The organism is Bacillus sp. FSL K6-6540, from assembly GCF_038007545.1.
Genome location: NZ_JBBOXH010000001.1, coordinates 6,908,829 through 6,922,776 on the forward strand (window position 1 = coordinate 6,908,829; position 13,948 = coordinate 6,922,776).

General features: G+C 54.1%; 13 protein-coding genes. 5 read left to right on the forward strand and 8 right to left on the reverse strand.

Annotation, left to right across the window (positions count from 1 at the left end; translation table 11 throughout):
• Positions 1–23: 23 nt before the first annotated feature.
• On the reverse strand, positions 24–779 hold the full coding sequence (locus MHH82_RS31130; RefSeq protein WP_015737894.1) for a threonine/serine exporter family protein: 756 nt from the start codon (positions 777–779) through the stop codon (positions 24–26).
• 197 nt (positions 780–976) lie between these two features.
• On the reverse strand, positions 977–1,960 hold the full coding sequence (locus MHH82_RS31135; protein WP_340969378.1) for an aldo/keto reductase: 984 nt from the start codon (positions 1,958–1,960) through the stop codon (positions 977–979).
• Positions 1,961–2,181: 221 nt separating this feature from the next.
• Between MHH82_RS31135 and MHH82_RS31140 the strand changes: the two genes are divergently transcribed.
• From MHH82_RS31140 to MHH82_RS31160, 5 genes are all read left to right on the forward strand, one after another.
• Positions 2,182–2,706, forward strand: a complete 525-nt coding sequence (locus tag MHH82_RS31140; RefSeq protein WP_145039432.1) for a PadR family transcriptional regulator — start codon at positions 2,182–2,184, stop codon at positions 2,704–2,706.
• Between the two features lie 88 nt (positions 2,707–2,794).
• The gene (locus tag MHH82_RS31145) at positions 2,795–3,520 is read left to right on the forward strand and encodes an ABC transporter ATP-binding protein (protein WP_145039434.1); all 726 of its coding nucleotides are present in this window, start codon (positions 2,795–2,797) and stop codon (positions 3,518–3,520) included.
• Between the two features lie 24 nt (positions 3,521–3,544).
• On the forward strand, positions 3,545–4,315 hold the full coding sequence (locus MHH82_RS31150; protein WP_015737898.1) for an ABC transporter permease: 771 nt from the start codon (positions 3,545–3,547) through the stop codon (positions 4,313–4,315).
• A gap of 330 nt (positions 4,316–4,645) precedes the next feature.
• Positions 4,646–5,947, forward strand: a complete 1,302-nt coding sequence (serS, locus tag MHH82_RS31155) for a serine--tRNA ligase (RefSeq protein WP_340969383.1) — start codon at positions 4,646–4,648, stop codon at positions 5,945–5,947.
• A 789-nt stretch (positions 5,948–6,736) separates the two neighbouring features.
• Positions 6,737–7,774, forward strand: coding sequence for an LLM class flavin-dependent oxidoreductase (locus tag MHH82_RS31160; RefSeq protein WP_251501113.1), 1,038 nt, complete (start codon positions 6,737–6,739; stop codon positions 7,772–7,774).
• Between the two features lie 70 nt (positions 7,775–7,844).
• On the opposite strand, the gene MHH82_RS31165 is transcribed toward MHH82_RS31160, so the two are convergent.
• The 6 genes from MHH82_RS31165 to MHH82_RS31190 all read right to left on the reverse strand — a co-directional run bounded on the left by MHH82_RS31165 (position 7,845) and on the right by MHH82_RS31190 (position 13,778).
• Entirely contained in the window at positions 7,845–8,603 is a 759-nt protein-coding gene (locus tag MHH82_RS31165) for an SDR family NAD(P)-dependent oxidoreductase (protein ID WP_340969386.1), read from the reverse strand.
• Positions 8,604–8,709: 106 nt separating this feature from the next.
• Positions 8,710–9,462, reverse strand: coding sequence for an SDR family NAD(P)-dependent oxidoreductase (locus MHH82_RS31170; protein WP_036659355.1), 753 nt, complete (start codon positions 9,460–9,462; stop codon positions 8,710–8,712).
• 17 nt (positions 9,463–9,479) lie between these two features.
• The gene (locus MHH82_RS31175) at positions 9,480–9,911 is read right to left on the reverse strand and encodes a MarR family winged helix-turn-helix transcriptional regulator (protein ID WP_340969388.1); all 432 of its coding nucleotides are present in this window, start codon (positions 9,909–9,911) and stop codon (positions 9,480–9,482) included.
• Positions 9,912–10,379: 468 nt separating this feature from the next.
• Positions 10,380–11,021, reverse strand: coding sequence for a nitrite reductase (locus MHH82_RS31180; RefSeq protein ID WP_340969390.1), 642 nt, complete (start codon positions 11,019–11,021; stop codon positions 10,380–10,382).
• Between the two features lie 87 nt (positions 11,022–11,108).
• Positions 11,109–13,541: a heavy metal translocating P-type ATPase gene (locus MHH82_RS31185; protein WP_340969391.1), complete on the reverse strand. Its 2,433-nt coding sequence runs from the start codon at positions 13,539–13,541 to the stop codon at positions 11,109–11,111.
• A 36-nt stretch (positions 13,542–13,577) separates the two neighbouring features.
• On the reverse strand, positions 13,578–13,778 hold the full coding sequence (locus tag MHH82_RS31190; RefSeq protein ID WP_015737908.1) for a cation transporter: 201 nt from the start codon (positions 13,776–13,778) through the stop codon (positions 13,578–13,580).
• Between the last annotated feature and the right edge of the window lie 170 nt (positions 13,779–13,948).

Below are 13,948 nucleotides of genomic sequence, written 5' to 3' on the forward strand. Positions count from 1 at the left end.
TATCCCTCCACCCTTCCCATCTCTTAGAATGACAAAGTAAACGCAATGCCCGCGCCGATGGCAAAGGACGTAACAAAAGCCTCCGCCCCTTTGGACAAGCCGGATATCAGATGCCCTGCCATCAGATCGCGGATGGCATTCGTGATCAGCAAGCCCGGTACGAGTGGCATCACGGAACTGATGATGATCGTATCCAGCTGATGGCCGAATCCGAATCTGACCATCCAAACGGAGGTTATGCCGATGACGAGCGCCCCCGAGAATTCGGCGAAGAACCGGACGGGGATGACCCGATGCATGAACACGAAGCAGGAGAAGCCCAGGCCGCCCGCAACGGCCGCCGGTACGAAATCCGGCCAGATGCCGCGAAACATGATGAGAAAGCACCCGCTAGCGATCGCTGACAGTAGAATCAGCACCCATGTCGGATAAATGGCCTGCTCATGCTCGATTCGCTCTAGGGCCCGGTAAGCCTCTTCCATCGTCAGCTCGCCGAGGCTGACGCTCCGGGACACGCTGTTGACCTGATCGATCTTATGGAGATTGGTTGTCCGATCCGAAATACGAATAAGCCGCGTAATATGCTGCGGCTCCTCCACCGAGAAGATAATGCCCGTCGGGGTCATATAGCTATGGCTGTTCTCCACGCCGAAAGCCGCGGCGATCCGCATCATCGTATCCTCGACCCGATAGGTCTCCGCGCCGCTCTGCAGCATGATTTTGCCTGCTAACAAGCAGACCTTGATAATGTCATGCTCCCGCTTCAACAAATCATTCAAATCGACAATCCTCCTGCTGAACACATTCCGATTCAGAATCTTTGCCTATATTATAGTATCATTTCCATGATAAAGCATAGGATATGCTTTAAAGCAGCGCTGCAGCAGCTTCCATTCGTTTGATTCCAACTCATCGCCCGCAACAAAAAGCCTCCTGGTGACCGGGAGGCTTCTCTCCTATTATTCTCGAAATCGGCTTAATAGGCGCCGCGGATGTGCATGGCTACCTGCTCCTGATAGAAAAGCGCAAGGCGTTCTTTCTCCTCCATGCTGAACGAAGGCACGTCCAGCGTGCCCAGGTTGTCTTCGATCTGGCGGACGTTGCGGAAGCCGGGAATCACGGCAGTGACCTCCGGGCAATCCAGAATCCAGCGCATGGATGCACGAGCCATGTCGCCTCGGCCCTCGGCAATCCAGGCGAGCTCTCTGGCGAGCTCGACACCTTTTTCAAATCGGAGGCCGGCAAAAGTCTCGCCTACGTTAAACCGCTCGCCGTTCGCGTTGAAATTCCGGTGATCCCCCTCGCTGAAGGTAGTGCTCTCCGTAAATTTTCCGGTTAGCAAACCGCTGGCGAGCGGCAAGCGCACCAATATGCCGACGCCCGACGCTTTGGCCTTCGGGAGCAGTTGGGCCAGCGGTTTTTGGCGGAACAGATTGAAAATCACCTGCAGGGACCTCACCCCCGGTGCCCCAAGACAGAACAATCCTTCCTCCACCGTTTCCACGCTGACGCCGTAATGTCGGATTTTCCCCTCGGCCTGCAGCTTGTCCAGCACTTCAAACACCCGTCCGTCCTTCAACACCTCGAAGGGAGGGCAGTGAACCTGATAAAGATCAATCCGCTCCCGCTGCAGCCGCTTCAGACTGCCCTCGCAATAACGGCGGATCGACGCCTCGGAATAGGTCTGAAGATCATGAATATCACCGGCGCGGCAAAACTTGGTGGCCACATGCACGGTATCTTCTTTCCCTTTGGTTGCGCGCGAGAGCAAATCCTCGGCATGCCCATCTCCATAGACGTCGGCCGTATCGAAGAAGTTTACGCCCTCGCCGATGGCGCGGTCCAATCCCTTCAAGGCTTCCTGATCATCGGTCTGCCCCCATGAGCCTCCGATCGCCCATGTGCCGAAGCTGACCTCGCTAATGTGAAGCTCCGTATTTCCCAATTGTCTGTAATTCATCGACGTTATAGCCTCCTCATCCAACTGCCATACTAGTTCACACTACTAGACTAAACGTTAAATCGCTTTCATTCAATCCATATGTCATATATCTATTTCATCGGGGATCGTTGACAAATGATTCCATCGTCTTTATAATTACAATCATTGAATAACCAACGTTGGATATTCAGTAATGGAATTCATCATTCTACACACACATCCTAAGGAAGTGATCCTACATGACCAACCTCATCCTGCTTTCATTTCTTCGACAGCGTCCTATGCACGGATATGAAATCCAGCAGCTCATTCAGGCCAGCCGTATGGACCTGTGGACGAATATCCTGTCCGGTTCGATCTATTACGCGCTGAACAAGATGGAAAGCGACGGGTTGATTGCAGCCACTGCCGAAGAGCGAACCGGCGCGAGACTCCGCAAAATTTACAGCATCACGGATGAAGGTGAGAAGCTATTCCAGCAGATGATCCGCGAGACGTTGAAGCTTCCTCCCCACACCGTTAAATCCGACTTTTCGCTCGGTTTGGTCTGGATCGAGGACATTCCTAAGGAGGAAGCGGTGGAATTGCTGGAGCAGAATCTCAAGCAAGTGGAGGAATCGTTGGCCCAGTGGCGTTCGGGTAAGGAAATCAAGGGCCAGTACGGCTTATCCAAGATCGCCCTTGCCACCTTCGATAATGCGATTTCGATCCTGGAACAGGACATCGCCTTTCTCCACAAGATCATTGCACTCGTTCAAGAATAAGCCTCAGCTTCAGCTGCGGCTTTCATTTTCGGCTAATATCCAACATTGGATATATAACATTGGTCAAATAAGGAGCGTGAAACGCAAAATGACGTCAACTACACTCATTCAAGCAAGGGGATTAAGAAAAACCTATGGGCAGCGGACGGTCGTACGGGATGTGACTCTGAACATACGGGAAGGCGAAGTGCTGGCGATCATCGGGCCGAACGGCGCGGGGAAATCAACGACGCTGGATCTGGTGCTGGGTCTGCGCCGCCCCGATGCCGGCTCGGTCACCTACTGGACATCCGATCCTTCGCCGCATATCGGGCTTCAGCTGCAGTCCACTCCCTTCTTTCCCGGATTTACCGCCATAGAGAATCTGCGCATGTTCGCCGCCTTCTACGGCAAACGTCTCAGCGGCGCGGAGCTGATCCGGCACCTGGACCGCTGCGGACTTGCGGAGGCTGCCAGAACCGATGCGCTCAGACTCTCCGGGGGGCAGCAGAAACGGCTCGCCATTGCCATGACGCTGGTCCATGACCCCAAGCTGCTGTTCCTCGACGAGCCCACCGCTGCGCTGGACCCGCGGGCCCGCCGGGATATCCGGGAGCTGATCCGTTCATTGGCGGATATCGGCACCTCCATCGTGTTCACCTCGCATGACATGGAGGAGGTCCATAAGCTTGCCACCCGGTTGGTGCTTATCTGCGGTGGAAAGGTGAAGGCCTCCGGCACGCCGGATGAGCTGCTCAGCCGTTACGGCACGGACAGCCTGGAACAGCTGTATATCCAATTGACCGATGAACTCGAAAATGGAGAATGCAAGTAAAAAGAAACCTTAGGAGGAATCGATATGCGTATGATTATGGCAACGATGCTGCGGAGCATGTTCCGCGACACCCACACCCTGGTTTGGAACATCGTTTTTCCAATCGCCATACTGGTCGGATTGGGTCTTTATTTCCATGATGCGACCTACTCCCACCGACTCCTCGCAGGCGTGCTGACAACCAACATCCTGTTCGGGGCCACTATGGTCACCGCTTTTAACGTCATGGCCCAGCGCAACCGGGGCATCTACAAGCTGCTGCGGGCGACGCCCTTTCGAACCGTCTCCTTCATTGCCGCAATGACAGGGGCACGAACCGTGCTGGCCCTGCTCGTCAGCGCCTGCGCGATTCTCATGAGCCTGCTTCTGCTTGGGGTGCAGTTGAGCCTCACGGGACTGGCGCTGATGCTGCTCGTACTGCTGATCGGCTCCGCGTGTTTTACCGCGCTCGGTTTTCTGGCTGCCAATCTGTCCAGGGACGAAGGCAATGTCAACATGATCTCGAACTTGATGAGCTTTCCGATGCTGCTGACCAGCGAAGCCTTCTACTCCTTGGAACATGCCCCATCATGGGTCGTCACCCTGGGGCAGCTGCAGCCGTTTCACCATCTGGTCGATGCCATGGCGATCGCTGTCCATCCGCAGGGAGATATCGCCGGCATATGGATGCCGCTCCTCATCCTGACCGGCTTTACGATCCTCATTCTCGGAGCGGCGGCGTGGACTTTCCGCTGGGACGCAGAGCAGCCTGTCAGCTGGAGGCAGGGATCCGCGAAGAAAGCGGCGTCGACGTAACGGCGTACAAAAATCCGGTTAACCCCTTGTATAAAAGACATCTCATGCGGTATACTGAACAACAATATCAGTATCAGGCCGATGATGAGCTTCCAACTCTGAGGCGTTCTCGTCAAGGGGATTCGATCTACACCCGATCAGCCGTCCCCCTAAGTTAACCGGACCCGCCCGTTATCGCGGAATCAAAGTGGATTGAACGCAGGCCGACATGTTCCCTGGTCAGGTTACGGTTCAATCAATTTGGGTGGCACCGCGAGCGCATAAGCGTCCCTCGTCCCATATGGACTAGGACGCTTTTTTATTTTTTTAGGGCAAAGGAGCGCGGTGATTATGTTAGATATGAAATGGATCCGGGAGAGCACGGATCATCAGGAAGAATTGCAGCAAGTGGCTGACCGGAAAGGCATCGCCCTTTCGGTTGCCGAGCTTGTCCGTCTGGATGACCAGCGGCGTACGCTGCTGTTGGCCGTGGAAGCATTGCGTCAGCAGCGTAATGCCATCTCGCAGGAGATCAGTGCCCTGGTGCGGCAAGGCAAACCGGATGAAGCGGAACGGCAAAAACAGCAGGTCAAAACCATCAACGAGGAACTAGACCAGCAGGAAACGTTATACCGGGAGGTTAACGAAGCTTATAACGAGCTGCTTATACTCGTACCGAATATCGTGTCGCCGGACACGCCTGTGGGAGCCTCGGATGAGGACAACGTGGAGATCAGACGAGTAGGCGAGCTCCCCGTGTTTGATTATCAATTCAGGGACCATGTCACGCTCGGGGAACTGCACCGCATGGTCGACATTCCCCGCGGCGTCAAAACCGCTGGCACGCGCAGCTACTACCTGACAGGCATCGGCGCAATGCTCCATCGGGCCGTTCAGCAGCTGGCGGTGGATATGCTGGTCGCCAAGGGTTTCACCCTTATGGATGTACCGTTAACCGTAAGGACGGAGGCCATGCAGAATACCGCCTTCTTCCCGCTCGGTCAGGATCAGGCCTTTCAAATTACGGAGCAAGATAAATGGCTCGTCGGTACCTCGGAGGTGCCGTTGGTATCGTTCTACAGCGGGGAAATCGTCGATGTAGCGGAGCCGATTCGCCTGGCAGCAGCATCGCTTTGCTTCCGGAGCGAGGTTGGCTCCGGCGGCCGGGACGTCCACGGCCTCTATCGGGTGCACCAGTTCGCGAAGGTGGAACAGGTCGTTCTCTGCGAAGCCAGCACGGAGGCCTCGGAGCAGCTTCTGCAAGAGATTACGGCCAATGCCGAGGAGCTGCTGCAGAAGCTCGAATTGCCTTACCGGGTCGTTGCCGTCTGTACCGGGGACATGTCGCAGAAAACATACAAACAATACGACATTGAGACATGGATGCCAAGCCGCGGAGCTTATGGGGAGACCCACTCGTCGTCGAATCTGCTCGACTTCCAGGCGCGCCGCTCGAACATCCGCTACCGGGACGCGGAAGGCAAGCTGCGCTACTGCCACACCTTGAACAATACGGCCGTGGCTTCGCCGCGAATTCTCATCCCGCTGCTGGAGAACCACCAGCAGCCCGACGGTTCGATCCTCATTCCGAAGGCGCTCAGGCCTTACATGAACGGGATGGAGCGGATTGAGCTGCCCAACGGAGCGGAATAAGGACACCATCAGCTTATTATCTAACGTTCAACAACGCAGCCATGTGATGGCTGCGTTGTTTGGTTTTTTCGAACTCATATTATGTGAGAAGCTGCATAGAAACTCCTTCATTAAAAATGCATGAATAGGGTTTGGCGATACTTAGACCAGCTTAAAAAGCATATACTATATGGATGAGCTGCATGCCGATTTCGAATCTGCAAGCTTTCGGCAAAGCTAGACCATTCGATCATCGCAAGAAAAATTTCCGCTAAAAGCGGTCTGGCTTCTATGACAGTACATCGATGTACATTTTTCTTTAGATGATCGAATCTAAAAGCTTTCAGCAAAGCTGGACCTTTCGATCATCGCAAGAAAAATTTCCGCTAAACGCGGTCTGGCTTCTGTGAAAGTACATCGATGTACATTTTTCTTTAGATGATCGAATTTGCAAGCTTTCAGCAAAGCCGGACCATTCGATCATCGCAAGAAAAATTTCCGCTAAACGCGGTCTGGCTTCTGTGAAAGTACATCGATGTACATTTTTCTTTAGATGATCGAATTTGCAAGCTTTCAGCAAAGCCGGACCATTCGATCATCGCAAGAAAAAATTCCGCTAAACGCGGTCTGGCTTCTGTGAAAGTACATCGATGTACATTTTTCTTATGGATTAAGTAGGTATATAATGTTCGTTATATAGAGATACCATTTTTCGATAGATGGATTTCATGTCCGGCGTCCGTTCGACCGGGTGCCCGTCTCTATATAGAATACTTACCGTGCCGTGCACGAATAAGGAGGTCATTCCGTATGACAGAAGCAAATCTTGACCCTACAGCGTCCAAAACGCTTCGCGATATCCCGATTTCCATCCTCGATCTGGCGCCGATTACAGCGGGCAGCACAGCTGCACAGTCGCTGCGGAATACGCTTGATCTGGCTCAGCATGCCGAGAAGTGGGGCTATAACCGCTACTGGCTTGCCGAACATCACAACATGCCGGGGATCGCCAGCTCGGCCACTTCGGTGGTCATAGGCCATGTGGCCGGAGGCACCAGCAAGATCCGCGTCGGATCCGGCGGCATTATGCTGCCGAACCATGCTCCGCTTGTCATTGCCGAGCAGTTCGGCACCCTCGAATCCTTGTATCCTGGCCGGATCGATCTAGGTCTTGGCCGTGCGCCGGGTTCGGATCAGCTAACCTCCCGGGCGCTCCGCCGCGGCCCGGGCAGCGACGGCCAGGACTTCCCGGACCGCCTCGGCGAGCTGCGGAATTACTTCCAGCCTACCTCCGGCTCGTCCATGCGTATCCGGGCGATTCCGGGGGAAGGCCTGCATGTTCCGATCTGGCTGCTCGGCTCCAGCGGTTTCAGTGCGCAGCTTGCGGGTCAGCTGGGGCTTCCGTTCTCTTTTGCTAGCCACTTTGCTCCGGACTATCTAATGGCTGCGCTCGATCTGTACCGGACCAGCTTCCGCCCTTCATCCGAGCTAAGCAAGCCGTATGCCATGATCGGCGTGAACGTGATCTGCGCGGACACGGATGAGGAAGCGCAGCGCCTGGCTACCTCGCCGTACCAGCAGTTCCTGAACATCATCCGGGGCCGCACCGGCCAGCTGAGTCCGCCGGTGGACAGCATGGATGATCTGTGGAACCTGCAGGAGCAGGCCATCGTGAAGCGCCAGCTCAGTTTTTCCGCCATCGGCAGTCCCGCAACCGTCCGCGCGCAGCTGGAGCAGTTCCAGCAGTCGACGGACGCGGACGAAATCATTGTCGCGGCCGCGATCTATGATCATCAAGCGCGCCTCCGTTCTTATGAGCTGCTGGCGGAAGTCGTCGGCATCAAATAAACGTCATGCCAAAAAGACCAGTCAAGCCCGGAATCCCGGTGCCTGACTGGTCTTTTTTTCAATCCGGATATTACAGCGTCAGCCCGCCATCAATCGTAACCAGCGAGCCTGTCATGTAGCTGGAGCCCGGGGAAGCCAGGAAGGCAACCACGTTTGCGATTTCGTCCGCCTCAGCCGGACGGCCCATCCGCATGTTGCCCACTTCCTCAGGCACGTAGCCGCCTTCCATGAAGGACTTGGCCACCGCTGCGGTCAGCGGCGTCTGAACGCCGCCCGGGCAGATGGCGTTCACGCGAATGCCCTGCTTCACGTATTCCAGCGCAGCTGCCTTGGTCAAGCCCACAACCGCGTGCTTGCTTGCCGAATATGCGGCGGCACTGTGTTCGCTGCGGATGCCCGCCGTGGAAGCCGTGTTCACGATATGTCCGCTGCCCTGTTCCTTCATGACCTTCAAAACATACTTCATGCCAAGGAAAGCGCCCTTCACATTCACGGACATTTGACGGTCAAATTCGTTCTCGTCGATATCGTCCAGCATGGAGAACTTTTGCACGATACCTGCATTACTGAAGAAGAAATCGATTCGGCCGTAAGCTTCAACCGCCTTGTTCACATAGTTCTGAACATCCTCGGTTTTTGTCACATCCGCCTGCACGAAGATTCCCTCTCCGCCCTGCTCCTTAATCAATCGCAGCGTCTCTTCGCCGGCTTCCTTGTTGAAATCCACGAGCACAACCGCGGCACCGTTCTCTGCCAATTTCAGGCTGGCGGCTCTGCCGATCCCGCTGGCCGCGCCGGTAATGACAGCAATCTGTTGGTTATCGGACATGAAACAACACTCCCCTTGATGAAAATAAATATAACGTCTGACTGAGCTTGTGTCCTTATGATTCAAAACATTGACAGCTTATGAACAAGCTGAATGAATGTCCGGCTTACTTCGCGAAATACCCGCCGTCGATCGGCAACTCGACGCCCGTAATGTAAGAGGACTCGTCGGAGGCCAGGAACAGCACGCCGCGCGCGATATCTTCCGCTTTGCCGAGTCGTGGCAACGGCGTCTGGGATTGGAACCACTGCATCATTTTTTCGTCCTTGAAGAGATCCACGGTCATCGGCGTTTCGATGTAGCCCGGGTGAACCGAGTTGCAGCGGATGTTATGCTTCGCAAAGTCAACGGCCGTGGCTTTGGTCAGCATGCGTACCGCGCCTTTGCTTGCCGTGTAAGGACCGGCGCCGCTTCCGCCCGTCAGGCCGGCAATGGAGGAGATGTTGACGATGGAGCCGCCCCCGGCTTCGATCATGTGCGGAATGACATATTTTTGGCCGAGGAATATGCTCGTGACGTTGATCGACATCGTCTTCTCCCAGCCTTCGACCGTCAAATCCATGAACGGCGTTGCATTGGAGACACCGGCATTGTTGACCAGAATATCGATTTTGCCGAATTTTTGAACCGTCTCGTCCACGACGCGGACCCAATCTTCTTCGGAAGCAACGTTATGCTTGATTCCCAGTGCTTCGCCGCCGAGCGCTTCAATCTCAGCGACGACGTCTTTGATTTTGTCCTCCTGAAGGTCCGTAATCGCAACCTTGGCCCCCTCTTGCGCAAACAAAAGAGCGTCAGCTTTACCCATGCCTCCAGCCGCACCCGTAATAATCGCTACTTTATTGTCTAATCTTCCCATATAAATACCTCCTAATGTTAGCCGTTGGATTGGCTGTCCATATGGGACTGCCCGATCTTAAGCTGCAAATGCTCGATCATCTTCTCGTACGAACCGATCAAGACATCCATCTCCTGATCCGAGAAATCCGACCATAAGCCTTCATTCAATTCACGGTACTTCGCAATCATCCGGGCTTCCACCTCGCGTCCCTGCTCCGTGATCCTAAGATAGACTTGACGCCTGTCCTCGCTCGACGCTACCCGTTCAATATAACCCTTGCTCACCAGCTTGTTGCTCAAGTTGGTGACAGCCGACAACGTAACATTCAGGGCATTGGCAAAATACGAGCTGGTCTGCTGCCCCTCATACGCCAAGGTCTGAAGCACGTAATACTGGGGGCCGGTCAAATCATTGTCCAGAATCTTGGCATAGTTCGCCACAAGCGTCATCATCTGACGGGCTACCATGTTAGATAAATGCTCCCGCTTATCCAGTTTCATCACCTCGATGCTTAACGAAGTCCCACACTTATATATTACGAAATTAAATAGTTAAAAGCTTTTAACAATTCAAATTGTATACCCTTTCACATCGCTCGTCAACCACGATAAAATGCCCGATTTGGTGGTTATTCCCACATTCACGCCCGATGAAAACCCGTCTATATTAAAAATGATTCAACTTGGCCGAGCTGGGCAAAGATGCTGCTACACTGCCAATCTGCCAAATAAAAAAAGAGCACCCGCAGGTGCTCTTGAAAGTATATCCATCGTTGCTTCGGCGTAACCCTCTAAACTACACATGTTACCTTGAAGAATAAAGAAGATGTCATGGTGGCGCCGAGCTGGACTCCGACGGATGGGAAGAACTCCAGTGCCAGCCTCCACCAACAAAAAAAGCACCACCCTGAGGTGATGCCTTTCATTGTCCTTCGTTCATCCTGCCGTATCCATCCGCGCATCCAGCGTGGATTGGCGGAGATGATCCAGTGTCATGCGCTCAACGAAACGCGAGAACTTCTCTTTTTTCTTGCCGTGCTCCTGGTAGATGGCGATCAGCTTCAGGATGATCGGAGCCAGCCGATCCGGCGTCAGATCCGTATGGAGCTGCTTCGCCAGTAAAGCCTTCAAGCCTCTCGGCTCCCCGCCTACATAGATATCGTAGGTATTTCGCATCTTAATAACGGCAATATCCTTCAGCAGCGGCTCGCTGGTGCCGAGCGCGCAGCCTGCGTACCCGATCTTTAGCGGATTGGGTACGGGATGGTCGGCGATAGCTTCATCCAGCATCTTGGCAACATCCAGTCCCGAATCCTCCGCCCCCCGGCAAAAGTTGCAGGTAATCAGGCTCTTGGAGACGAAGCCGGCGGGATGTACCTCCAGTCCGGCGGCTTCCAGCTTCGTCTTGGCTTCCTCCACCCGCTCTTCATCCATCTCCACGTACAGCTGCTTGAAGGTTGTCATCTCGATGCGGGCATCATCGCCTACGATGGACCCCAATACGGCCAGCTGATCCGGGCGGAACAGCGTTCCGCCCACTTCAAAGCCGGGGGTCACAGCAAATTTTTGCATGGCCAAATGTCTACACTCCCATCAAGTCACCCTAATATCGTTTTCTTGCTTGGTTACCAACATACTCTATATAAAAGGCCTGCCTGCTTCCCGTTATACCTTCATCCGCTGCAGACGAAGGGCATTCAGCACGACCGATACGGAGCTAAGTGCCATGGCGGCCCCGGCCACCCAAGGCGCCAGAAGCCCGATGGCGGCAATCGGAATGCCGAGCGAGTTGTAACCCAAGGCCCAGAACAGGTTCTGACGGATGTTGCTCATCGTCTTGCGGCTCATGTAGATGGCGTCCGGAATGCTGTTCAGGTCGCCCTTCATCAGCGTAACGTCGGCGGCTTCCATAGCCACATCCGTGCCTGTGCCGATGGCCATGCCGATATCGGCAACCGCAAGGGCCGGCGCATCGTTAATGCCGTCGCCGACCATGGCGACCTTCTTGCCCTGCTGCTGGAGTTTCTTCACTTCATCCGCTTTGCCCTCCGGCAGTACCTCTGCAAGCACATGGTCAATGCCAACCTGTTTGGCAATGGCCTGAGCCGTGCGTTCGTTGTCGCCGGTAATCATGATCACTTCAATACCCATTTGCTTCAGCCTTGCTACAGCAGCCTTAGACGTCTCCTTGATGGTATCCGCTACGGCCACAAGACCGGCATATCGGCCGTCTACCGCGGTAAGCATAGCGGTCTTACCCTCGGTTTCCAGCTCCGACATTCTGGTTAAGGTCGCATCGACCGGCACGTTATGCAGTGCCATCAGCTTGCGAGTACCGACCAGAACTTCGTGTCCTTCCACGCTGGCCTGGATGCCGTAGCCTGGAATCGCTTCAAAATGCTCAGCAGTCGGAAGCTTCGTTCCTTTCGCCTCAATCCCGGCCACGATCGCTTCGGCAAGCGGATGCTCGGAGCTCTTCTCGGCAGCTCCGACCAAACGCAGGAACAGCTCCTGATCGATGTTATCGACTTCCACATCGGTCAGTTCAGGCTTGCCTTTCGTGACCGTTCCTGTTTTGTCCAGAATAATCGCGTCGATTTTGTGCGTGGACTCCAGATACTCCCCGCCCTTGAACAGAACTCCCAGCTCTGCAGCGCGGCCCGAACCGGCCATGATCGAGGTCGGCGTAGCCAGACCCAGCGCGCACGGACAAGCAATAACCAGGATTGCAATGGCAATTTCTAACGATTGCGCGAAATTACCGGGCGTTACCCAGAAGTACCATACGAGGAAAGCAACAATCGCAATGCCGACCACGATCGGAACGAAAATGCCGGAGATGACATCGGCCACCCGCTGAATCGGGGCCTTGGAGCCCTGCGCTTCCTCAACCACCTTGATAATTTGGGCTAGAGCGGTCTCTTTGCCCACCTTCGTTGCTTCAAGCGTCAAGCGTCCGTTCTTGTTAATCGTGGCGCCGATGACGGCATCGCCCGCTTTTTTCTCAACCGGAATGCTCTCACCGGTCAGCATCGACTCGTCTACCGCCGACGTGCCCTCCACGACTTTACCGTCAACCGGAATTTTCTCACCCGGCTTTACCAGTACGAAATCACCCACCAGGACCTGTTCCACCGGGATGGTCATCTCCTGACCGTCACGAACGACCAGCGCCGTTTTGGCCTGAAGACCCATCAGGGTTTTAATGGCCTCCGAGGTGCGGCCTTTGGCCAGGGATTCGAACAGTTTCCCCATAATGACCAGCGTGATCAGCACCGCACTCGTTTCATAGTACATTTCAGGCCCATGGTGTGCATTTGCTCCGGCAGCGGCCCAATCGATCGTTAAATACAGGCTGTAGAAATAGGCTGCCGAGGTACCGAGTGCGACCAGAACGTCCATATTGGCGCTTTTGTTGCGGAGAGCCTTATAAGCTCCCACATAGAACTGTTTCCCGATAAAAAACTGTACCGGCGTTGCCAGGATCAGCTGGAACCAAGGGTTCATGAACAGATCCGGCATCCAGATCCAGGAGGTGAAGGAGAAATGGCTTACCATGGCCCAGAGCAGCGGCAGCGACAGAATCGCCGACAGGAGCAGCTTCCGCTTTTGCTTGGTGATGGCCTCCTTGCGGTGACCTTCCTGATCAAGCGTCTCCTGTTTGGAAACCGCCTGATACCCGAGCTTCTCCACGCGCTGTTGAATATCGCTAAGGCTGACCTCTGCGGGATTGAATTCCACCCGGGCCGTCTCCAGTGCAAAATTGACGTTGGCCTGATTAACACCTGGCATCCGGCTAACCACTTTCTCGATTTTCGTAGCACAGGCCGCACAGTACATGCCAATCAGCTGCAGGTCCACCGTTTCCTTTGCTGTTCCGTAACCCAGCTTTTCGATTTTCTCTTCCATCTGCTGGACGGTAACCACATTCGGATCAAATGTAACCGACGCTTTTTCCAGCGCAAAATTCACATTCGCTTCCTGGACGCCCTCCATTTTGCTAAGACCCTTCTCAATCCGATTCGCACAGGCGGCACATGTCATACCCGTTAACTGCAGCGACGTTTTCTTCTGTTCCATTGTTGCTTCTGCTCCCATCTTCTCCTCACCCCTCTTCATCCTCGTGCCGTTTGGTTAAACTACGTTATATCCTTGTTCCTCGATAATTTCTTTGATTTGATCCAAATTGACTTTGCCTGTGTCATATTTCACGGAGACCGTGCCTGCCTTCAAATCCACGTGCCCCTCGATGTTCTCATTCTTTAAAGCTCCTTCAATGGAATTCACGCAATGCATGCAGGACATGCCTTCTACTTTGATTGTTACCTGTTCCATAATCAATCTCTCCTTTTGGTATTGGATTTATTAGGGCTCTGTAACAGCCAAGCCCGAAACTCGTTGTTCTCATTTCTTGATGTTAGTATACCCCCCTACCCTATAATTAGTCAATGGGTTTTCTCATTTTTTTTGAAAAACATGGCCGCGCTATGATGAAACTGCATAAC

Excerpts from the sequence above, each read along its gene's own strand:
- MHH82_RS31135 (WP_340969378.1), bottom strand. The coding sequence starts at position 1,960 with ATGAATTACAGACAATTGGGAAATACGGAGCTTCACATTAGCGAGGTC.
- MHH82_RS31140 (WP_145039432.1), top strand. The coding sequence starts at position 2,182 with ATGACCAACCTCATCCTGCTTTCATTTCTTCGACAGCGTCCTATGCAC.
- MHH82_RS31145 (WP_145039434.1), top strand. The coding sequence starts at position 2,795 with ATGACGTCAACTACACTCATTCAAGCAAGGGGATTAAGAAAAACCTAT.
- MHH82_RS31150 (WP_015737898.1), top strand. The coding sequence starts at position 3,545 with ATGCGTATGATTATGGCAACGATGCTGCGGAGCATGTTCCGCGACACC.
- serS (WP_340969383.1), top strand. The coding sequence starts at position 4,646 with ATGTTAGATATGAAATGGATCCGGGAGAGCACGGATCATCAGGAAGAA.
- MHH82_RS31160 (WP_251501113.1), top strand. The coding sequence starts at position 6,737 with ATGACAGAAGCAAATCTTGACCCTACAGCGTCCAAAACGCTTCGCGAT.
- MHH82_RS31165 (WP_340969386.1), bottom strand. The coding sequence starts at position 8,603 with ATGTCCGATAACCAACAGATTGCTGTCATTACCGGCGCGGCCAGCGGG.
- MHH82_RS31170 (WP_036659355.1), bottom strand. The coding sequence starts at position 9,462 with ATGGGAAGATTAGACAATAAAGTAGCGATTATTACGGGTGCGGCTGGA.
- MHH82_RS31175 (WP_340969388.1), bottom strand. The coding sequence starts at position 9,911 with ATGGTAGCCCGTCAGATGATGACGCTTGTGGCGAACTATGCCAAGATT.
- MHH82_RS31185 (WP_340969391.1), bottom strand. The coding sequence starts at position 13,541 with ATGGGAGCAGAAGCAACAATGGAACAGAAGAAAACGTCGCTGCAGTTA.
- MHH82_RS31190 (WP_015737908.1), bottom strand. The coding sequence starts at position 13,778 with ATGGAACAGGTAACAATCAAAGTAGAAGGCATGTCCTGCATGCATTGC.